At 73.1% G+C, this 18,956-nt stretch carries 18 protein-coding genes and 1 tRNA gene; 12 read left to right on the top strand and 7 right to left on the bottom strand.

Features of this window, described 5'->3' with window-relative positions:
- The first annotated feature begins 28 nt into the window (after positions 1-28).
- Positions 29-292 carry a DUF6244 family protein gene (locus A8711_RS20065; protein WP_013287536.1) on the top strand — a complete coding sequence of 88 codons (264 nt, stop codon included), beginning with the start codon at positions 29-31 and terminating at the stop codon, positions 290-292.
- A 170-nt stretch (positions 293-462) separates the two neighbouring features.
- On the top strand, positions 463-1,266 hold the full coding sequence (locus A8711_RS20070; protein ID WP_043329552.1) for an alpha/beta fold hydrolase: 804 nt from the start codon (positions 463-465) through the stop codon (positions 1,264-1,266).
- Positions 1,267-1,307: 41 nt separating this feature from the next.
- Here A8711_RS20070 and A8711_RS20075 read toward each other — a convergent pair whose 3' ends face one another.
- Positions 1,308-2,900: a GMC family oxidoreductase gene (locus A8711_RS20075; RefSeq protein ID WP_069089058.1), complete on the bottom strand. Its 1,593-nt coding sequence runs from the start codon at positions 2,898-2,900 to the stop codon at positions 1,308-1,310.
- A gap of 79 nt (positions 2,901-2,979) precedes the next feature.
- Positions 2,980-3,846 (bottom strand): aldo/keto reductase, encoded by an 867-nt coding sequence (locus tag A8711_RS20080; RefSeq protein WP_069089059.1) that lies wholly within the window; start codon positions 3,844-3,846, stop codon positions 2,980-2,982.
- A gap of 163 nt (positions 3,847-4,009) precedes the next feature.
- Here A8711_RS20080 and A8711_RS20085 point away from each other — a divergent pair, with 163 nt between their 5' ends.
- Positions 4,010-4,375 carry a YciI family protein gene (locus A8711_RS20085; protein ID WP_043329557.1) on the top strand — a complete coding sequence of 122 codons (366 nt, stop codon included), beginning with the start codon at positions 4,010-4,012 and terminating at the stop codon, positions 4,373-4,375.
- Here the strand turns inward: A8711_RS20085 and A8711_RS20090 are convergent.
- Positions 4,359-4,583: a hypothetical protein gene (locus A8711_RS20090; RefSeq protein ID WP_124779100.1), complete on the bottom strand. Its 225-nt coding sequence runs from the start codon at positions 4,581-4,583 to the stop codon at positions 4,359-4,361. The two genes, A8711_RS20085 and A8711_RS20090, sit on opposite strands and share 17 nt — an antisense overlap.
- A gap of 196 nt (positions 4,584-4,779) precedes the next feature.
- Here A8711_RS20090 and pyk point away from each other — a divergent pair, with 196 nt between their 5' ends.
- From pyk to A8711_RS20115, 5 genes are all read left to right on the top strand, one after another.
- Positions 4,780-6,228 carry a pyruvate kinase gene (gene pyk / locus A8711_RS20095; RefSeq protein ID WP_043329559.1) on the top strand — a complete coding sequence of 483 codons (1,449 nt, stop codon included), beginning with the start codon at positions 4,780-4,782 and terminating at the stop codon, positions 6,226-6,228.
- Positions 6,225-7,103 (top strand): acyl-CoA thioesterase II, encoded by an 879-nt coding sequence (locus A8711_RS20100; RefSeq protein ID WP_043329561.1) that lies wholly within the window; start codon positions 6,225-6,227, stop codon positions 7,101-7,103. The genes pyk and A8711_RS20100 overlap by 4 nt, the downstream gene beginning before the upstream one ends.
- Before the next feature lie 70 nt (positions 7,104-7,173).
- Complete coding sequence (locus A8711_RS20105; RefSeq protein WP_043329564.1) at positions 7,174-7,641, top strand: Rrf2 family transcriptional regulator; 468 nt, start codon at positions 7,174-7,176, stop codon at positions 7,639-7,641.
- A 111-nt stretch (positions 7,642-7,752) separates the two neighbouring features.
- A complete protein-coding gene (locus A8711_RS20110) occupies positions 7,753-8,883 on the top strand; it encodes a sulfite exporter TauE/SafE family protein (protein ID WP_069089061.1) in 1,131 nt (376 codons plus the stop codon).
- Between the two features lie 471 nt (positions 8,884-9,354).
- The gene (locus A8711_RS20115) at positions 9,355-11,640 is read left to right on the top strand and encodes a cellulose binding domain-containing protein (protein ID WP_069089062.1); all 2,286 of its coding nucleotides are present in this window, start codon (positions 9,355-9,357) and stop codon (positions 11,638-11,640) included.
- 167 nt (positions 11,641-11,807) lie between these two features.
- On the opposite strand, the gene A8711_RS20120 is transcribed toward A8711_RS20115, so the two are convergent.
- Both A8711_RS20120 and A8711_RS20125 read right to left on the bottom strand, forming a co-directional pair.
- Positions 11,808-12,803, bottom strand: coding sequence for an LLM class flavin-dependent oxidoreductase (locus A8711_RS20120; RefSeq protein ID WP_176722840.1), 996 nt, complete (start codon positions 12,801-12,803; stop codon positions 11,808-11,810).
- 61 nt (positions 12,804-12,864) lie between these two features.
- On the bottom strand, positions 12,865-13,344 hold the full coding sequence (locus tag A8711_RS20125) for an Lrp/AsnC family transcriptional regulator (RefSeq protein WP_030503801.1): 480 nt from the start codon (positions 13,342-13,344) through the stop codon (positions 12,865-12,867).
- Between the two features lie 83 nt (positions 13,345-13,427).
- On the opposite strand from A8711_RS20125, the gene A8711_RS20130 reads away from it, so the two are divergent.
- Positions 13,428-14,603, top strand: a complete 1,176-nt coding sequence (locus A8711_RS20130) for a PLP-dependent aspartate aminotransferase family protein (RefSeq protein ID WP_069089063.1) — start codon at positions 13,428-13,430, stop codon at positions 14,601-14,603.
- 36 nt (positions 14,604-14,639) lie between these two features.
- On the opposite strand, the gene A8711_RS20135 is transcribed toward A8711_RS20130, so the two are convergent.
- Together A8711_RS20135 and A8711_RS20140 are read right to left on the bottom strand one after the other, a co-directional pair.
- The gene (locus A8711_RS20135; RefSeq protein WP_069089064.1) at positions 14,640-15,389 is read right to left on the bottom strand and encodes a helix-turn-helix domain-containing protein; all 750 of its coding nucleotides are present in this window, start codon (positions 15,387-15,389) and stop codon (positions 14,640-14,642) included.
- A 35-nt stretch (positions 15,390-15,424) separates the two neighbouring features.
- Positions 15,425-15,498: transfer RNA gene (locus A8711_RS20140), tRNA-Leu, on the bottom strand.
- A 104-nt stretch (positions 15,499-15,602) separates the two neighbouring features.
- On the opposite strand from A8711_RS20140, the gene A8711_RS20145 reads away from it, so the two are divergent.
- The 3 genes from A8711_RS20145 to A8711_RS20155 all read left to right on the top strand — a co-directional run bounded on the left by A8711_RS20145 (position 15,603) and on the right by A8711_RS20155 (position 18,898).
- A complete protein-coding gene (locus A8711_RS20145) occupies positions 15,603-16,223 on the top strand; it encodes an ANTAR domain-containing response regulator (protein WP_043331122.1) in 621 nt (206 codons plus the stop codon).
- 36 nt (positions 16,224-16,259) lie between these two features.
- Complete coding sequence (locus A8711_RS20150; RefSeq protein WP_043329569.1) at positions 16,260-17,480, top strand: hypothetical protein; 1,221 nt, start codon at positions 16,260-16,262, stop codon at positions 17,478-17,480.
- A 257-nt stretch (positions 17,481-17,737) separates the two neighbouring features.
- On the top strand, positions 17,738-18,898 hold the full coding sequence (locus A8711_RS20155; protein WP_043329570.1) for a branched-chain amino acid ABC transporter substrate-binding protein: 1,161 nt from the start codon (positions 17,738-17,740) through the stop codon (positions 18,896-18,898).
- Positions 18,899-18,956 lie beyond the last annotated feature (58 nt).

An 18,956-nucleotide genomic window follows, 5' to 3' on the forward strand; every position in this document is an offset into this window, starting at 1 on the left:
CGAGGGTGGGTGAGGTGGGGGAGGGGTTGTGAGCGCGGCGGAGATCATCGCGAGGCTGGCGGCGGCGGCGCAGAAGCTGGACGAGGCCAAGGCGCGCACGGCTGCCGCGGCACAGGACGCGGCGGAGGCGCGGGCGCTGGTGGCGGGCGCGCTGGAGGGGGCGACGGCCGGGCCGCTGATCGGCGTCATCGACTCCTACCGGCAGGCGCTGGCGCAGGCCGCGCAGGGCGGGGAGCCGGCCCGGCAGCACGTCCAGGAGACGATCGCGAAGGTCCAGGCGCTGGGCAACTGAGCCCGGCCCGGCTTGCCGGTTTGCGCGGTGGGCGCGACAAGTGGTTACCGCCGCGTAACTTTTCATTGACGTGTGTGAAATCGGACACGCATCATCGTGTCCACGATCGATCGGATCCCACCCGTCCCCTCCCGGTCCGCCCGGGTGCCTCCCCCTCGGAGGTGCAGCCCATGCTGCTCCGAACGATCCTGGCCGCCACCACCGCCGCCACCGTCCTGCTCGTCCCGGCCGCCGCCCAGGCGGCCGCCGCCGAACCCGCCGCCCCGTCGAACACGGCCACCGTCGCCACCGCCGCGCAACGGGCCGCCGCCGCGGCCGCCGACCCGGTGATCGTGGTCGGCGGCCTGAGTGGAATCTCCATCGCGTACGAGCCGATCGCCGCCCGGCTGCGCGCCGACGGCTACCGCGTCTCGATCTTCCAGTTGCCGAACCTCGGCCTCGGCGACATCCGCGAGTCCGCCCGTGCGCTCTCGACCTACGTGGACCAGGTCCGCGCCGCCACCGGAGCGGCCCGGGTCGACCTGGTCGGCCACTCCGAGGGCGGCCTGGTCAGCCGCTGGTACGTCAAGTACCTCGGCGGCGCCGCCACCGTGGACCAGTACGTCAGCCTGGGCAGCCCGCAGTACGGCACGTACGTCGCCAACCTGGTCGCGTTCCTCGGGCTGGGCAGCTGCGCCGGGGTGATCGCCTGTCAGCAGATGTCGATCGGGTCGAGCTTCCTGGCCGACCTCAACGCCGGCGACGACACGCCCGGGCCGGTTCGCTGGGCCACCGTGCGCACCTGGCAGGACGAGCTGGTCCGGCCGGTGGACAACGCGCTGCTCGCCGACGGCGCCACGAACGTGCTGGTGCAGGCGTGGTGCCCGCTGCGGGTCGTCGGCCACCTCGGGCTGGTGCTGGACGGCACCACGTACACGGTGGTGCGCCAGGTACTCGCCGGCGCCCCGGTCCGGCCGAACTGTTTCGCGGTCTGACACCGGTGCCCGGGCCCGCCGTCGCGCGGGCCCGGGCGCTGTCAGCTCCCGTCCCGCCCGCGGATGACGTCCGCGGCCCGCCAGGCGAGCGCGCTCACCGGGGCGCTGGTCCAGCCCGCCACCATCACCGGCAGCACCGACGCGTCGACCACCCGCAGCCCGTCCACGCCGCGTACACGCAGCTGCGGGTCGACCACGTGGTCGTCGCCGTCGCCCATCGCGCAGGTGCCGATGGCGTGGTAGCCGCAGTAGCCGCGTGCCACCGCCGCCTCGACGATCTCGGCGTCGGTGCGGACCGCCGGGCCGGGCACCGTCTCGGCCCGGATCCGCTTCGCGATCGGCCCGGTGGCGAAGAACTCCCGCATCCGGCGGAACAGGTCCGCCGCCACCCGCCGGTCGTGGTCGGTGGTGAGGTAGTTCGCCACGACAGCCGGCGGCGTACGCGGGTCCGCGTCGGTGATCGCCAGGCTGCCCTCGCTGTCCGGCCGGGTCACCGTGCCCAGGCACATCACGCCCGGTTCCCGTTCCAGTTCGAGGGCCTTGCCGGGCCGGGGCGGGGCGGCCGAGAACGGCGCCATCAGCAGGTGCGCGTCCGGGCGGTCCAGGTCCGGCCGGGACTTGACGTGGGCCGCCACGTCCAGCACCGGCAGGGCGAGCGGGCCGCCCCCGGTGAGCAGCCAGCGCAGCGTGGCCCGGGCCTGCCCGAGCGGGCTGCCGATGGTCATGTTGTGGCCGCCGGGCTCGGCGAGGCGGTACTGCAGCACCATCGACCGGTGCTCGCGCAGCCCCGCGCCGACCCGGGGCCGGTCGAGCAGCACCGGCACGCCCGCGGCGCGCAGCGTGTCCGCCGGCCCGATGCCGGAGACCTGCAACAGGTGCGGGGTGGCCAGGGCGCCCGCGGCGAGGATCACCTCCCCGGCCGCCCGGCGCTCGACCTCCCGGCCGCCGTGCGCCACCCGTACGCCGACCGCCCGGCCGCCCTCGACCAGCACCCGCAGCACGACGGCGCCGACCTCGACGGTCAGGTTGGGCCGGCGCCGGATCGGGTGCAGGAACGCGTTCGCGGCGCTGACCCGCCGTCCGTCGTGGATGGTGGCGGTGGGGTAGCCGATCCGCTCGTCGTCGTCGGCGTCCAGGTCGTCGGCTCGGCGCCAGCCCAGCTCGGCGCCGGTGGCCACCATCTCCTCGGCGAGCGGGTCGGTGCCGGTGGCGATGGACAGCCGCACCGGCCCGCCCGCCCCCCGGTGCGGCGCGGGGCCCAGCGGGTGGTCCTCCAGCCGCGTGAACACCTGCCGCATGGCCGACCAGCCCCAGCCCAGCGGGTCGAGGGCGTCCCAGTCGCGGGCCGCGCCGCGGCTCCAGATCATGCCGTTGACCGACGTCGAGCCGCCGATCATCCGGCCGCGCTGCCAGATCTCCTCGCGGCCCGGCCCGGTGGTGGCCGGGTAGTGCCAGGCGGTGCGCTCGTCGTCCATCAGCCGGGAGAACGCCTTCGGCACGCGCACGTACGGGCTGCGGTCCCAGCCGCCCGCCTCCAGCAGCAGCACCCGCGTCCCCGGATCCTCGGTTAGCCGGTTGGCCAGCACGCACCCCGCCGCGCCGGCCCCCACGATGACGTAGTCGAACTCCTCCACAGCGGACCCCCACTCGTGAGAATCCTTCTGACGGTAGTTGCTCGATCACGTTCCGCGAAAGGGCCGGACGGCGGCAGACTCAGGCCGCCTTGGCCAGCGCCTCGAACTCCTCGTCGGTCAGTTCCACCTCGGCCGCCGCCACGTTCTCCTCCAGGTGCGCCACCGACGACGTACCGGGGATCGGCAGCATCACCGGCGAGCGGCGCAGCAGCCAGGCCAGCGCGAGCTGCGCCGGAGTGGCGCCGTGCGCGGTCGAGATCGCGTCCAGCGGGCCGCCGGGGCGGGCCAGGTTGCCGGTGGCGATCGGGAACCACGGGATGAACGCCAGGTCGTGCCGCTCGCAGTGCGCCAGCACGTCCTCGGCGCCGCGGTCGGCCAGGTTGTAGAGGTTCTGCACGGACACGATCGGGACGATCTCCCGGGCCGCCTCGATCTGCTCGACGCTGACCTGCGACAGCCCGATGTGCCGGATCTTGCCCTCCTGCCGCAGCAGCGCCAGCTCGCCGAGCTGGTCGGCCAGCGGCACCTTCGCGTCGATGCGGTGCAGCTGGTAGAGCGGGATGCAGTCCAGGCCCAGGTGGCGCAGGCTCAGCTCGCACTGCTGGCGCAGATACTCCGGGCGGCCCACCGGCCGCCAGTCGTCCGGGCCGGAGCGGGTCAGTCCGGCCTTCGTCGCGATGACCAGGTCGTCGGCGTACGGGTGCAGCGCCTCGCGGATCAGCAGCTCACTGACGAACGGCCCGTACGAGTCGGCGGTGTCGATGAACGTGACGCCCAGCTCGTACGCGCGGCGCAGCACCCGTATCGCCTCGGCCGGGTCCTTCGGGTCGCCCCACACGCCGGGGCCGGTGAGCTGCATCGCCCCGTAGCCGAGGCGGTCGACCCGCAGGTCACCACCGATCCGGTAGCTGCCGGACGCCTTGGCGGGCTGGGTGCTGGTGGCCATCGCGGTCCTCCTGTGCTCGTACGCGGTCGCGGGCGGCGCGCGCCCCGACCCCTGGACATTCCCCGAATCGTGGCGGCGAAGCACCGGTAGTTGCGGCGAGCGGCCCCGGCGCACCGGACCGCCGTGCGAGGCTGGGCGCAACGGTGGTCAGCAGGAGGTGCGCATGGGCACGACGCCACGGCTCGACTTCGCGCTGGACACGTACGAGTGCATCGTGCTCTACCCGGGGCCGTCCGGCCGGGCCCTGCCGGAGGAGACCGTGCAACGGCTGCAGGCCGAGCATCTGCAGCACATGCGGGCGCTGCAACGGCGCGGCATCGTGCTCGTCGACGGCTCGGTGGACGGCCCGGCCCGGGAACCGGATCCGCCGATCGGCTTCGGCCTGGCCCGCACCGGCTCGGTGGACGACGTGCGCAGCGTCATGGAGGCCGACCCGGCGGTACAGGCCGGGCTCTACCGGGTCGAGGTGCTGACCTTCCTCTGCCCGGCCGGCTCGCTGGAGTTCCCGCTGGTCAAGACGGAGAGCTGACGGCCGGCGCGGTCTCGTCGCCGTTCTCGGCGATCGCGCTGTACCACTTCCACGGCGCCGCGAGCCGGGTCCCGCTGGAGCGGACCGCGTCCGGGCTGCGCGCCGACCACCTGCTCGCCGAGATCATCGCGGCCTGGCCGCCCGGCGGCTGCCCGAACCTGCCCCGGCCGGTCCGGCGGGGCCGCGCCACGGCGAGGGCGGACGGCATCCACGGGAGCACCCGGCCGGCACGTGACGGCGAGGGGTACCATTTCCGCCGCGCGGTCGCCGATGCCCGCCACACACGACGTTCCGGTGCGGTACGCCAACCGCCCGCCCGCGCGGTACACGCGCGTCGTTGGACAACTGTTCCGCTGTCCGCAAGGGGTCGGCCGGGAGGCCGATCCGGAGGAGAGACTAGCCTGATGGGCGTGACACGCCGCGCGAAGATCGTCTGTACTCTCGGCCCCGCCACCTCGTCCCCGGAGCGTATCCGAGGGCTCGTCGAGGCGGGCATGAACGTGGCGAGGCTCAACTTCAGCCACGGCAGTCACGCCGACCACGAATCGGTCTACCGGCTGGTCCGGGAGGCCGCCGAGGCGTCCGGCAAGCCGGTCGCGGTGCTGGCCGACCTCCAGGGGCCCAAGATCCGGCTGGGCCGGTTCGCCGACGGCCCGCACGAGTGGCGCACCGGCGACTCGGTCGTGATCACCGGTGACGACGTCGTCGGCTCGAAGGAGCGCGTCTCCTGCACCTACCGCAAGCTGCCGCAGGAGGTGAAGCCGGGCGACCGGCTGCTGATCGACGACGGCCGCGTCGCGGTCGAGGTCAGCGACGTCACCGGCAACGACATCCGGTGCCTGGTCACCGAGGGCGGCCCGGTCTCCAACAACAAGGGCGTCTCGCTGCCGAACGTGGCGGTCAGCGTCCCGGCCCTGTCCGACAAGGACGCGGAGGACCTGCGCTTCGCCCTCGGCCTCGGTGTCGACCTGGTCGCGCTCTCGTTCGTCCGCTCACCCGAGGACATCAAGCTCGTCCACTCGATCATGGACGAGGAGGGCGTGCGCCGCCCGGTCCTGGCCAAGGTCGAGAAGCCCGAGGCGGTCGACCACCTCGAGGCGATCGTGCTGGCCTTCGACGGCGTCATGGTCGCCCGCGGCGACCTCGGCGTCGAGCTGCCGCTGGACCAGGTGCCGCTCGTGCAGAAGCGCGCCGTGCAGCTCTGCCGGGAGAACGCCAAGCCGGTCATCGTGGCCACCCAGATGCTCGACTCGATGATCGAGAACTCCCGCCCGACCCGCGCCGAGGCCTCCGACGTGGCCAACGCGGTGCTCGACGGCGCGGACGCGGTGATGCTCTCCGGCGAGACGAGCGTCGGCAAGTACCCGGTGCTCACCGTCAGCACCATGGCCAAGATCGTCACCACCACCGAGGCCGGCTCGATCGCCGTCCCCCGGTTGCAGCACGACCCGCGTACGCACGGCGGCGCGCTCACCGTGGCCGCCTCCTCCATCGCCCGGGCCATCGGCGCCAAGGCCATGGTGGCGTTCTCGCAGACCGGCGACACCGTCAAGCGGCTCGCCCGGCTGCACTGCGACCTGCCGCTGCTGGCCTTCACGCCGGTGCCGGAGGTGCGCAACCAGCTCGCGCTCTCCTGGGGCGTGGAGACGTTCCTGATGCCGTTCGTCCAGCACACCGACGACATGTTCCGCCAGGTCGACCAGGCGCTGCTCGGCCTCAACCGGGCCAACCCGGGCGATTACGTGGTGATCGTGGCGGGCAGCCCGCCCGGCACCCCCGGCTCCACCAACACGCTGCGCGTGCACCAGCTGGGTTCGCTCGTGGACGCGGCCTCGGCGCGAGCGCTCCAGTGAGTGCTGCGGCGACCGGGCAGGCGGCGGTCGACCAGCTGCTGGAGGTGCTCGACCTGGACCGTACCGGGGAGATGACCTTCCGGGGGATGAGCCCGCCGGTGGGCCCGCAGCGGGTCTACGGCGGGCAGGTCGCCGGCCAGGCCCTGGTCGCCGCCGGCCGCACCGTCGACGCGGAGCGGGCCGTGCACTCCCTGCACGGCTACTTCGTGCGCCCCGGTGACCCGGCCGAGCCGATCGAGTACCAGGTGGAGAACGTCCGCGACGGCCGGTCCTTCTCGGTGCGCCGCTCGGTGGCGTTGCAGCACGACAAGCCGATCTTCTTCATGTCGGCGTCGTTCCAGCGGCAGGACGAGGGGCTGGACCACCACGCCCCGGTGCCGCCGGACGTGCCCGGCCCGGACGACGTGCCGACCATGACCGACAGGCTCTCCCGCTACCCGGAGCGGCTCGGCATCTGGGGGATGATCCCGCGCCCGATCGACGTGCGCTACGTCGGCGAGCCCGGCTGGGTACGCCCCGGCGACCGCCCGGCCGAACCGCACCAGCGGGTGTGGATGCGGCTGGACGGCAAGCTGCCGGACGATCCGCTGCTGCACGCGTGCGCGCTGACGTACGCCTCCGACCTGACGCTGCTGGACTCGGTGCTGTCGGTGCACGGCGAGGTGTGGGGCCCGGGCGGCGTGGTCGGCGCGAGCCTCGACCACGCGCTGTGGTTCCACAGGTCGTTCCGCGCCGACGAGTGGTTCCTGTACGACTGCTGGAGCCCGTCCGCGTCGGGCGGCCGTGGCCTGGCCACCGGCCGCATGTTCACCGCCGACGGGCGGCACATCGCCAGCGCCGTGCAGGAGGGACTGCTGCGCCGCGTCGGCGGCTGAGCGGCGGGTGATGATCGTCCGGGCGCGGGTCGGCGGGGCGGCCCGCACCCGAGCGGACTAACCTGGCCGTATGCGTCTTTCCGCCCGGGTCGACTATGCCCTCCGCGCGGCCGCTGAGCTGGCCTCGGTCGCGGACGGGACCGCCGAGCGGAGCCGCCCGGTGACCGCGGAGCAGATCGCCCGGTCCCAGGACATCCCGCCGAAGTTCCTGGAGAGCATCCTGCTCCAGCTTCGCCGGGGCGGCATCGTGCACGCCCAGCGTGGCCCCGAGGGCGGCTACTGGCTGGCCCGGCCGGCGAGTGAGATCTCCCTGGCCGAGGTGATCCGCGTCATCGACGGGCCGCTCGCGCACGTGCGCGGCCAGCGTCCGGAACAGCTCGGCTATCAGGGCGCGGCCCGCGCGTTGCAGGACGTCTGGATCGCGTTGCGGGCCAGCGAGCGGGAGATCCTGGAGCTGGTCACGATCGCCGACGTGGCCTCCGGTGAGCTGCCCGGCCGGGTCAACGAACTGGCCGCCGACCCGCGCGCCTGGAGCTGACCGCGCCGTCCGGCGCGTCCTACCAACCGGATGGGGGACTTGACCGGGACCACCTTCGTGCCGCATTGTCGACCAAGTCGATAGGAGATACCGAAAAGTCAGGGGGCGCTCGTGCGCAAGCTGCTGGTCCTCGCCCTCGTCGGGCTCGCCGCGCAACTGGTCGACGGCTCGCTCGGCATGGCGTACGGGCTGACCTCCTCGACGCTGCTCCTGTTCGCCGGTGTCGCGCCGGCCGCCGCGTCGGCCTCGGTGCACCTGGCCGAGATCGGCACCACGCTCGCCGCGGGCGTCTCGCACTGGCGCTTCGGCAACGTCGACTGGCGGGTCGTCGGCCGGATCGCGCTGCCCGGCGCGATCGGCGCGTTCGCCGGGGCGACGTTCCTCAGTTCCATCTCCACCGAGGCCGCCGCGCCGTGGATGGCGGCCATCCTGTTCACGCTCGGCGCGTACCTGCTGGTGCGGTTCTCCCGGCCGCTTCGGGCCACCCGCGCCGCCGGCCGGCTGCGGAGCCGCTTCCTCGCCCCGCTCGGCCTGGTCGCCGGCTTCGTCGACGCCACCGGCGGCGGAGGCTGGGGCCCGGTCGCCACCCCGGCGCTGCTGGTCTCCGGCCGGATGGAACCCCGCAAGGTCATCGGCTCGGTCGACACCTCCGAGTTCGTCGTGGCCGGCGCGGCGAGCGTCGGCTTCCTGATCGGCCTGGGCACCGAGGGCTTCCTGCTGCCCACGGTGGCCGCGCTCCTGATCGGTGGCCTGATCGCCGCCCCGATCGCGGCCTGGCTGGTCCGCATCGTTCCCGCTCAGCTGCTCGGCGCCGTGATCGGCGGCGTGATCGTGCTGACCAACGCCCGCACGCTGCTCAGCGCCGGCGGCGTGAGCGGCTCGGCGCCGGTGGTGGTGTACGCGCTGCTCGGTGTCGCCTGGGTGGTCGCCATTGTCCTGGCGGTGCGGGCGCTGCGCCGCACCCGCCGCGCCCGCGCCACCGTCGAAGCGGCGCTGGCCTCCGCGTCGCCGGCCTCCGCGTCGCCGGCCTCCGCGTCGCCGGCCTCCGCGTCGCCGGTCGAGGCCGCGCCCGTCTCCGCGTCGCCCGCGGAGGCGGGGGAGTCCGCTCGGCCGGGGGAATCCGTCGGGTCGGCAGAGGCCGCGAAGTCGGGGCAAGTCCCGGAGCCGGTGGTCACCGCCGAGACCTCCGAGCCTGCCGAGGCCGCGGAGTCGCGGAAGCTCGCCGCCGCCGTCGAGGGCTGAGCCGCTCGCGTTCCCGGGCCGCGCCATCGCCCAGGAGTGTTCTGTCTCGGCGTGTCGCGCGTCGTAGAGACATGTCCTGCTGACCGATATACCTCAGAGTCATAATTATGACTCTGAGGTATATCGGCTTTCAGGCATCTCTTCGGCGTCGGCGTCGGCTGTTGGCCGCCGCGCTCCTGCGCCGCCACTCCACCGCGCCGTTTCGCCGCCCCGCCCGGCCCCGCGCCGCCTCGCCCCGCCGCGCCCGCGCCGCGCCGCCGCGCTGCCACGCCCACGCCGCGCCGCCGCGCTGCCCGCCCCGCACACGCCGCCGCGCTTGTGGGGGTGTCCGGCGGTGACCTAGGCTGACGGAGCGCGGAGCCGAATCATCGACGTCGATGCGTTGACGTCGCCCGTCGCGTCAGGGCACGTATCCGCCGGTCCGGGCAGGCCGGCGTCGTCGCGTGCCTGACATCCGCGAAAGGCATCCCCGTGCACCTCACCACCCCACGCCGCCGGCTCGCGCTGCTCGCCGCAGCCTCGGCGCTCACCCTGTCGGCCGGCGCGCTCACCACGATGACCGCCGCGGCGGCGGCCGTCGGCTGCCGGGTCGACTACCGGATCACCAACCAGTGGAGCGGCGGATTCGGCGCCGACGTGACAGTGACCAACCTCGGCGACCCGGTCAACGGCTGGACCCTCGGCTGGAGCTTCGCCGCCGGCCAGCAGGTCGTCCAGGCGTGGAACGCGACGGTCAGCCAGTCCGGCGCGCAGGTGAGCGCCCGCGACGCCGGCTACAACGCGGCCATCGGCACCGGCGGCACCGCGAACTTCGGCTTCAACGGCTCGTGGAACAACGCGTCGAACCCGGTGCCGGCCGCGTTCACGCTCAACGGCACCGCCTGCACCGGCGCGCCGTCCACCAGCGCGCCGCCGTCGACGCCGCCTCCGCCCACCACGCCGCCACCCACCACACCTCCGCCCAGCACACCGCCACCAACCACGCCCCCGCCCACCGACCCGCCGGCCGGGGCGAAGCAGATGGAGAAGCTCGACCGAGGGCTGGTCAGCGTCCGCTCCGGCAGCGGCAACCTCGTCTCCTGGCGGCTGCTCGGCACCGAGACCACCGGTGTGGCGTTCAACCTCTACCGAGGTGGCACCAAGGTCAACGCCAGCCCGATCACCGGCGCCACCACGTACCTGGACAGCGGCGCGGCGGCCGGGTCCGCGTACACCGTGCGGGCCGTGGTGAACGGCGCCGAGCAGGCGGCGTCGGCCCCGGCGCTCCAGTTCGCCAACGGCTACCTGGACGTGCCGATCCAGCCGCCGCCCGGCGGCACCACCCCGGCCGGGGAGGGGTACAGCTACTCGGCGAACGACGCGAGCGTCGGTGACCTCGACGGCGACGGCCGCTACGAGTTCGTGCTCAAGTGGGACCCGTCGAACGCCAAGGACAACTCGCAGTCCGGCTACACCGGCAACGTCTACGTCGACGCGTACACGCTCACCGGCACCCGGCTGTGGCGCGTCGACCTGGGCCGCAACATCCGCGCCGGCGCCCACTACACCCAGTTCCAGGTGTACGACTACGACGGCGACGGAGACGCCGAGGTGGCCATGAAGACCGCCGACGGCACCCGCTCCGGCACCGGTCAGGTGATCGGCAACGGCTCGGCCGACCACCGCAACTCCAGCGGTTACGTGCTCGCCGGCCCGGAGTACCTGACCATGTTCGACGGCCGCACCGGCGCGGCCCTGTCCACAGTCGACTACGACCCGCCGCGCGGCACCGTCTCGTCCTGGGGCGACTCGTACGGCAACCGGGTCGACAGGTTCCTCGCCGGCACCGCGTACCTGGACGGGCAGCGCCCCTCGCTGATCATGGCGCGTGGCTACTACACCCGGGCTGTCGTCGCGGCCTGGGACTTCCGCGACGGCACGCTGCGCAAGCGCTGGACGTTCGACTCGAACGCCTCCGGCAACGGCGCCGCCGCCGGCCAGGGCAACCACCAGCTCTCCGTGGCCGACGTCGACAACGACGGCCGTCAGGAGATCGTGTACGGCGCCGCCACCATCGACGACAACGGCCGGCTGCTGTACTCCACCGGCAACGGCCACGGCGACGCGCTGCACGTCGGCGACCTCGACCCGTCCCGCGCCGGCCTGGAGGTGTTCAAGGTCGACGAGGACGGCAGCAAGCCCAGCTCCTGGATGGCCGACGCGCGTACCGGGCAGATCATCTGGCAGACCGCGCCGAACGGCGACAACGGCCGCGGCGTCTCCGGCGACGTCTGGGCCGGCAGCCCGGGCGCGGAGTCCTGGTCGTCGGCCGTCGACGGGCTGCTCAACACCCGGGGCCAGAACGTCGGGCGCAAGCCGTCGTCGGCGAACTTCCTGATCTGGTGGGACGGCGACCCGGTCCGGGAGCTGCTCGACGCCACGAAGATCGACAAGTACGGCACCGGCGGCGAGACCCGCCTGCTCACCGGCAGCGGCGTCGCCTCGAACAACGGCACCAAGTCCACCCCGGCGCTCTCGGCGGACCTGCTCGGCGACTGGCGGGAGGAGGTCGTCTGGCGCACCTCCGACAGCACCGCGCTCCGGATCTACAGCACGCCGGTGAGCACCGGCCTGCGGCTGCCGACGCTGATGCACGACCCGCAGTACCGGGTGGCGGTGGCCTGGCAGAACACCGCCTACAACCAGCCGCCGCACCCGGGCTTCTACCTTGGCGACGGCATGAGCACCCCGGCCGCGCCGAACATCTACCTGCGCTGAAACGACAGGCACCGGGTCGCCGGCCGCGGAATCCGCTCCGCCGGCGACCCGGTGCACCACACCGCAGCATTCCCGACCCGTCCCGACCGGGAATGCCGTACCACCACCGGGGACAAAGTTATGCGTCCCGCGCGACGCTGCGGTGACGTGGCTATGAAGAGCGTGTTTCAGCCCTCCCGGCGCAGCCCGCCCGCCACCTTCTCGGCGATCAGCTCGAACGAGCGGACCCGGTCAGCCACGTCGTACACCATCGTGGTGAGCATCAGCTCGTCCGCGCCGGTGCGCTCCAGCAGTTCCCCGAGCTGCCGGGCCACCGTCTCCGGCGAGCCGGTCGCCTGGCCGTCGCGGCGCTGGGCGACGAACTCCCGCTCGAACTCCGAGTACGGGTACGCCGCCGCCTCCTCCGGCGTGACCAGCGGCTCCGGGCGCCCCGAGCGCAGCTTCAGGAACGACAGCCCGGCCGGCCCGGCCAGCCACTCGGCCCGCTCGTCGGTCTCCGCGCAGACCGCGTTGACCGCCACCATCGCGTACGGCCGGTCCAGCCACTGCGACGGCCGGAAGTGCTGCCGGTAGAGCTGCAACGCCGGGATGGTGTTCTGCGAGCTGAAGTGGTGCGCGAACGAGAACGGCAGCCCGAGCAGGCCGGCCAGCTGCGCGCTGAACCCGCTGGACCCGAGCAGCCACACCTGCGGCGACTGGCCGCGGCCCGGCGTCGCGGTGATCGGGCCCGGCTCGGCGCCGGAGAAGTAGTTCATCAGGTCGGCCAGCTCACGCGGGAAGTGCTCCGCGGACAGGCCCTCCATGGTGCGGCGCAGCGCCAGCGCGGTCACCTGGTCGGTGCCGGGCGCCCGGCCGATGCCCAGGTCGATCCGGCCCGGGTGCAGCGCCTCCAGGGTGCCGAACTGCTCGGCCACCACCAGCGGCGCGTGGTTGGGCAGCATCACCCCGCCCGAGCCGAGCCGGATGGTGCTGGTGTTCGCCGCCAGGTGCGCGAGCAGCACCGCCGGCGCGGAACTGGCGATGGCGGGCATGTTGTGGTGCTCGGCCACCCAGAACCGGCGGTAGCCCAGTTCCTCGGCGCGGCGGGCCAGCTCCGTGGTGTACCGCAGCGCCTCACCGGCGCTGCCGGTCGCCGCCACCGGGGCAAGATCAAGAACAGACATGGGTACGTCGATCACAGCGTGGTGCAACAGGCCACGTGCCGGAATTGTTCCCCCGGGTGCGCTACCCCATACCCCGGGCCTGCTCGAAGATCAGGCTGGTCTGGGTGTGCTGCACCGCCGGATCGACAGCCAGGTGATCGAGGACGAAGTCCCGCAGCGCGTCACCGGAGGCGGCCCGCACGTGCAGCACGTAGTCCTCCGCGCCCGCCACGTGGAACACCGACACCACCCCTGGTAGCCGCACCGACCGGGCCCGGAACGCGTCCACGGCGGCCCGCTCGTGCGCCGTCAACCGCACCGACACCAGTGCCTGCAACGGCAGACCCACCGCCGCCGGGTCCACCTCGGCGTGGAACCCGCGGATCGCCCCGCACTCGCGCAGCGCCCGGGTACGCGTCAGGCACGTCGACGGCGCCACCCCCACCCGCTCGGCCAGCGCGTTGTTCGGCAGCCGGCCGTCGGCCGCCAGCTCGGTGAGGATCGCGCGGTCGACGTCGTCCAGGCCGGCGAACGGCCGTACATCATTCGGTGCGGCAGGCATGTGACCATCCTTCACCGAATCACCACTGGGCGAAAGCGTGGATGCCAGAATCTTCTTCGCTGCTATTGCCTCTAGCCATCGTCATGTTCGACGCTTCCTGTATGACTTCCGTGGACACCGCAGCCGTACACGCCGGGCGCGCCGACCTCGCCGGGCTCGGCGTCCACGTCCCGCCGATCGACCTGTCCACCACCAACCCGCTGCCCTCGGTGGCCGGCGGCGGTGACGACTACGAGACGCTCGCCACCGGTGGCACCCTCCCGGCCGGCGGCAGCGCCGTCTACCAGCGCCTCTGGAACCCCACGGTGGCCCGGTTCGAGACCGCGCTCGCCCAGCTCGAAGGCACCGCCGAGGCCGTCGCCTTCGCCAGCGGCATGGCCGCGCTCACCGCCGCCCTGCTCGCCGCCACCCGCGACGGCAACCGCCACATCGTCGCCGTCCGTCCCCTCTACGGCGGCACCGACCACGTCCTCGCCAGCGGCCTGCTCGGCACCGAGGTCACCTGGGCCACCCCCGCCGACGTGGCCGCCGCGATCCGCCCCGACACCGCCCTGGTCGTGGTCGAGACCCCGGCGAACCCCAGCCTCGACCTGGTCGACATCGCCGCGCTCGCCGACGCCGCCGGTGACGTCCCGCTGCTCGTCGACAACACCGTCGCCACCCCGGTGCTCCAGCAGCCCGCCCGCCACGGCGCCGCGCTCGTGCTGCACAGCGCCACCAAGAGCATCGGCGGCCACGGCGACGTCCTCGCCGGCGTGATCGCCTGCGCCCCCGACTGGGCCGCCCGGCTGCGCCAGGTCCGCGCCGTCACCGGCGCCGTCCTGCACCCGCTCGGCGCGTACCTGCTGCACCGCGGCATCCAGACCCTCCCGCTGCGCGTCCGCGCCCAGCAGGCCGGCGCGGAGAAGCTCGCCGCCTGGCTCGCCGGGCACCCCGCCGTCGAGCGCGTCCACCACCCGTCCCTGCACGACCCGGCCGGGCTGGTCGGCCGCCAGATGTCCGGCACCGGCAGCCTGCTCGCCTTCGAGGTACGCGGTGGCGCGCCCGCCGCGGCCGAGGTCGCCGGCGCCTGCGAGCTGATCACGCACGCGGTGTCGCTCGGCGGCGTCGACACGCTGATCCAGCACCCGGCCTCGCTCACCCACCGGCCGGTCGAGGGTGACGCGAAGCCCTGCGGCGGGCTGCTGCGCGTCTCGGTCGGCCTGGAGGACCCGGAGGACCTGCGGGCGGACCTCGCGCGGGCGCTGGCGCGGATCTGACGCCCGCCGGCCGGCCGGGTCGGCGGCGCGGGCCGGTCACGACTTCGGGCCGACGTGCTGGTCGAGGGCGGCGACCGCCTCCCGGCGGGCCACCGACAGGGAGTTGGGGCGGTTCATCCGCCAGGCGATGCCGAGCCGGTCGAGGGCCTGCTGGCACAGGCCCATGATGTCGGCCGACTCGTTGTGGAACATGTAACGGGGATAGACGTACTCCTTCTCCCGGACGACGACGCGGTTGGCGAAGCGGCACCCGTCGGAGTGGAAGAGGCCGCGCAGGAAGTCGCCCGCCTGAGCCTCGACGATGGGGCGCTGCCAGTCCGCCAGGACGATCGGGCGTTGGTGCTTCTTGCCGGGTCCGTGCTGTGGGAACAGGCACGGCCAGTGCTTGCCGTAGCTCTGCACGCTGACGCAGCCCGGATGTTGGACGCGCTGGACCTTCGCCGCCAGGACCCGCCGCATGGCGTCGTCGCAAGCCTCGATCAGCCCGGGCCAACTGTCACTGCAGGAGATCCGGAGCACCGGCACCCGTGCCCTGGTCACGAGATGCCCGTCGCCCAGGTAGAGCCCGAGGAGATAGGCATAGGCCGCCGGATCTGTCGGAACGCGGACACCCTCGCGGCAGCGGAAACACCGCAGCGCGGTGCCGTGCTCCCTCGACTCCGGCCGATCCCTGCACCAGTGCCAGACGGTGCGGTAGTTGAGGCCCACTGCGCGGGCCGCCTCCGCGACGGTGGCCCCGGACAGGAAGGCCTGACGTGCTCGCGCGCGTATCTCGGGTGGATGCACGCGGACATCTTCGAACGCGCGTACGACAGTTTCGGTGTCCCCGGTGGGATTCGAACCCACACTGTCGGAGGTTTGAGCTCCGTTTCTCTACCGGTTGGAATACGGGGACAGGCTCGCGCGACGCTCTCGCGTCGTGCCATAGGTTACCTACTACGCTAGGGGCGGCGACACCCGGCAGGGCGGGTGTCGGGCTCGAACCGGTGGGAGTGGCTCGTGGGCGAGATGCAGGCGGACGCCGAGCGCAAGCGCGTTCTGATCGCCGAGGACGAGGCGCTCATCCGGCTGGACCTGGCCGAGATGCTCGTCGAAGAGGGCTACGAGGTGGTCGGTGAGGCCGGTGACGGCGAGACCGCCGTCAAGCTCGCCGAGCAGCTCAAGCCGGATCTGGTCATCCTCGACATCAAGATGCCGATCATGGACGGGCTGGCCGCCGCCGAGCGGATCGCCGGCGCGCGCATCGCCCCGGTGATCATCCTGACCGCGTTCAGCCAGCGTGACCTGGTGGAGCGGGCGCGGGCGGCCGGCGCGATGGCGTACCTGGTCAAGCCGTTCCAGAAGAGCGACCTGGTGCCGGCGGTCGAGATCGCGCTGTCCCGCTACTCGGAGATCGCCGCGCTGGAGTCGGAGGTCGCCGGCCTCACCGACCGGCTGGAGATCCGCAAGACCGTGGAGCGCGCCAAGGGCGCGCTGATGACCACGTACGGCATGACCGAGCCGCAGGCCTTCAAGTGGATCCAGCGCACCGCGATGGACCACCGGATGACCATGAAGGAGGTCGCCGAGCGGATCCTCGCCGAGACCGCCGGCGGCGAGGTGGAGCAGCCGGCTTCCTGACCTGCCGGAAGGTGCCCGATCGATAGGATCGGGTCCATGCCTTCCGTGCGCGTCCGGCCGGCGCTCGCCGCCGTGACCGCTGCCGCGTCGCTCGTGGCGGCCTGTCACGCCACCCCGCGGCCGCTGCCCGTGCCGGCGCCGGTGCGCCCGGAGTGGCGGGCCGTGGAGCTGGCCCTTCCCGACGGTGCCGCAGGCCGCCCGGTGCCCCGGGACGCGGCGCGCTGTGCCGGCCGCTGGTACGTGGTGGGTGGGCTGGTCGACGCGGCGGGGGAGACCCGGCCGGCGGTGTGGTCCTCATCGGACGGCGTGACCTGGTCGCCGATCCCGGTACGCGGGCAGACGTTCTACGGCCGTCAGCACGTGCTCTACGCGGTCGCGTGCCGCGACGACGGGATGGCGGCGCTGGGTGCGAAGACCGGTGGTGTGCACGGCAATCCGCGTACCGGGACGTGGGTCTGGCGTCCGGGTGGGCCGGTGCGGGAGGTGCCGGCGGCGTTCGAGTTGTTCGGTGGCCCGCGCGCGGTGAGCGCGTCGCGGCTGGCGGCGGGGCCGGGTGGGTGGTTGGTCGCCGGGTCGCGCGCGGACGGCGCGTCGGTGTGGGCGTCGCCGGACGCCGAGGGGTTCGTACTGCGTGAGGGCGTGGCGGAGCTGGCCGGTGACGGCCGGGGCCGGACGGCGGCGTACGACGTGGCGGCGGTGGGCTCGGGTTGGCTGGTGGTGGGGTCGTTGCTGCCGCCCGGCGGTACGGCCCGGGTTCCGCTCGCGTGGTCCTCGGCCGACGGCCGGGTGTGGCGGCGCGCGGCGTTGCCGGTGCCGGCGGGCGCCGCCGGGGCGGCGGAGCGGGTGGTGCCGGCCGACGGCGGGCCGGTGGTCCTCGGGCCGGTGGGTGACCGGTTCGCGGTGTGGCGCGGGTGCGACGACTGCGGCTCGCCGTCGGCCGGTTCGGCGGGTGCGGCGCAGGGGTGGCGGCGGGTCGGCGGGTTCGGTACGGCGGGTCCCGGGGTGTCGTCGGTGGACGCGCTCGCGGCGGCGGGTCGGCGGCTCGTCGCGGTGACCGGTGACGGGGCTCAGCGACGGCTCTGGATGTCGCGTGACGGCGGCGCGTCGTGGCTTCCGGTGATCACTCCGGTGCCGGTGCCGGACGGTGGCGACGCGGCGCTGGCGGTGGCCGTCGGCGACGACGGGCTGTTCGTGGTCGCCGACGATGGGAAAACGTCCCGTGCCTGGTGGGGGGCGTTGCCGGCCATCGATCGGTAGCGGGTGATCGCCGATAGGCCCGTTACCGAGGAATAGTTGGTGAAAGCCTTTCCCCGCCTACGGTTCTTACGGCGATCGGCTTGAATCCGCCACCGCGTGTAACGGTTCGGTCAACCCCGCTTTCCAGGTCTTACGCCACCGCTTCCGGTGGGATAACGTCCCGGCCCAGACCGGCGACGACGGTCTTGGTTCGTCCACCCCGCAAGGGCCAATCAGCGGCGGGTGGTTCGGATCATGGACGGAGGAGGGTTCGGGCCTTGAGGCAGAAGCTCGCACGCGTGATCGGCGGGGTCGCCATGCTGGCGCTCGTCGCCGGTGGCACCGCTTGTTCCAGCGGCAGCGACGATGAGGGTTCCGGGGGCAGCGCCTGCGGGAGCAAGATCGCTTTCTTCGGCGCGCTGACCGGTAGCTCGGCCGCGCTGGGCATCAACGAGAAGAACGGCGTCAAGCTGGCCGTCGACAAGTACAACAAGGAGAACCCGGACTGCAAGGTGGAGCTCGCCGAGCTCGACTCGCAGGGCAGCCCGGACCAGGCGCCGGGTCTGGCCCAGAAGGCGATCGACGACACCAAGATCCTGGGTGTCGTGGGTCCGGCCTACTCGGGCGAGTCCGAGGCCGCCGGTCCGCTGTTCAACGAGGCCGGTCTGGTCACCATCACCCCCTCCGCGACCCGTCCCAGCCTCGCCGAGCAGGGCTGGAAGACGTTCTTCCGCGCGGTCGGCAACGACTTCAGCCAGGGTCCGGCCGCCGGTAACTACATGAAGAACGTGATGAAGGCCGACCGGGTCTACGTCATCGACGACCAGTCCGCGTACGGCGCCGGCCTGGCCGACGAGGTCAAGAAGGTCCTCGGCCCGGCGGTCGTGGGCAGCGACAAGGTCCAGGGCGAGGGCAAGCAGGTCGAGTTCTCCGGTGTGGTCACCAAGGTCAAGGCCGCCAACGTGAAGGCGGTCTTCTACGGCGGCTACTACCAGGAGGCCGGTCTGATCCGTAAGCAGCTCACCGCTGCCGGGGTCACCGCTCCGCTGGTCGCCGGTGACGGCGTGAACGACGGCGCGTACATCACCTCCGCCGGTGCGGCTGCCGCCGAGGGCACCATCCTTACCTGCCCCTGCGCTCCGTCCACCGAGGCGCGCGGCACCTTCGCCGCCGACTTCAAGGCGCTCAACGGCACCGACCCGGGCACCTACAGCGACACCGCCTACGACGCGGCGAACATCCTGCTGGCGGGCATCAAGGCCGGCAAGAGCAGCCGCGCCGACCTGCTGGAGTTCGTGAAGGGCTACAGCGGCGAGGGCGTTGCCGCCAGCTACAAGTTCGTCGAGGGCGGCGAGCTCGACCCGGCGCAGGTCAAGGTCTGGGCGTTCAAGGTGCAGGGCGGCAAGGTCGTCCCGGACCAGGAGATCCCCAAGTCCTGATCGTTCGATCGCTGGACTGGCGATTGAGTAGTGATCGCGGGTGCGGCCGGGAGCTGGC

Source organism: Micromonospora sp. II (assembly GCF_001709195.1).
Classification (GTDB): domain Bacteria; phylum Actinomycetota; class Actinomycetes; order Mycobacteriales; family Micromonosporaceae; genus Micromonospora; species Micromonospora chalcea.

Bases quoted from the DNA above. Each gene is read 5' to 3' on its own strand.
- A8711_RS20080 (WP_069089059.1), bottom strand. From the start codon at position 3,846: ATGGCCACCAGCACCCAGCCCGCCAAGGCGTCCGGCAGCTACCGGATC.
- A8711_RS20105 (WP_043329564.1), top strand. From the start codon at position 7,174: ATGCGTCTTTCCGCCCGGGTCGACTATGCCCTCCGCGCGGCCGCTGAG.
- A8711_RS20120 (WP_176722840.1), bottom strand. From the start codon at position 12,803: ATGTCTGTTCTTGATCTTGCCCCGGTGGCGGCGACCGGCAGCGCCGGT.
- A8711_RS20085 (WP_043329557.1), top strand. From the start codon at position 4,010: ATGGGCACGACGCCACGGCTCGACTTCGCGCTGGACACGTACGAGTGC.
- A8711_RS20070 (WP_043329552.1), top strand. From the start codon at position 463: ATGCTGCTCCGAACGATCCTGGCCGCCACCACCGCCGCCACCGTCCTG.
- pyk (WP_043329559.1), top strand. From the start codon at position 4,780: ATGGGCGTGACACGCCGCGCGAAGATCGTCTGTACTCTCGGCCCCGCC.
- A8711_RS20150 (WP_043329569.1), top strand. From the start codon at position 16,260: ATGCCTTCCGTGCGCGTCCGGCCGGCGCTCGCCGCCGTGACCGCTGCC.
- A8711_RS20125 (WP_030503801.1), bottom strand. From the start codon at position 13,344: ATGCCTGCCGCACCGAATGATGTACGGCCGTTCGCCGGCCTGGACGAC.
- A8711_RS20090 (WP_124779100.1), bottom strand. From the start codon at position 4,583: ATGCCGTCCGCCCTCGCCGTGGCGCGGCCCCGCCGGACCGGCCGGGGC.
- A8711_RS20130 (WP_069089063.1), top strand. From the start codon at position 13,428: ATGTTCGACGCTTCCTGTATGACTTCCGTGGACACCGCAGCCGTACAC.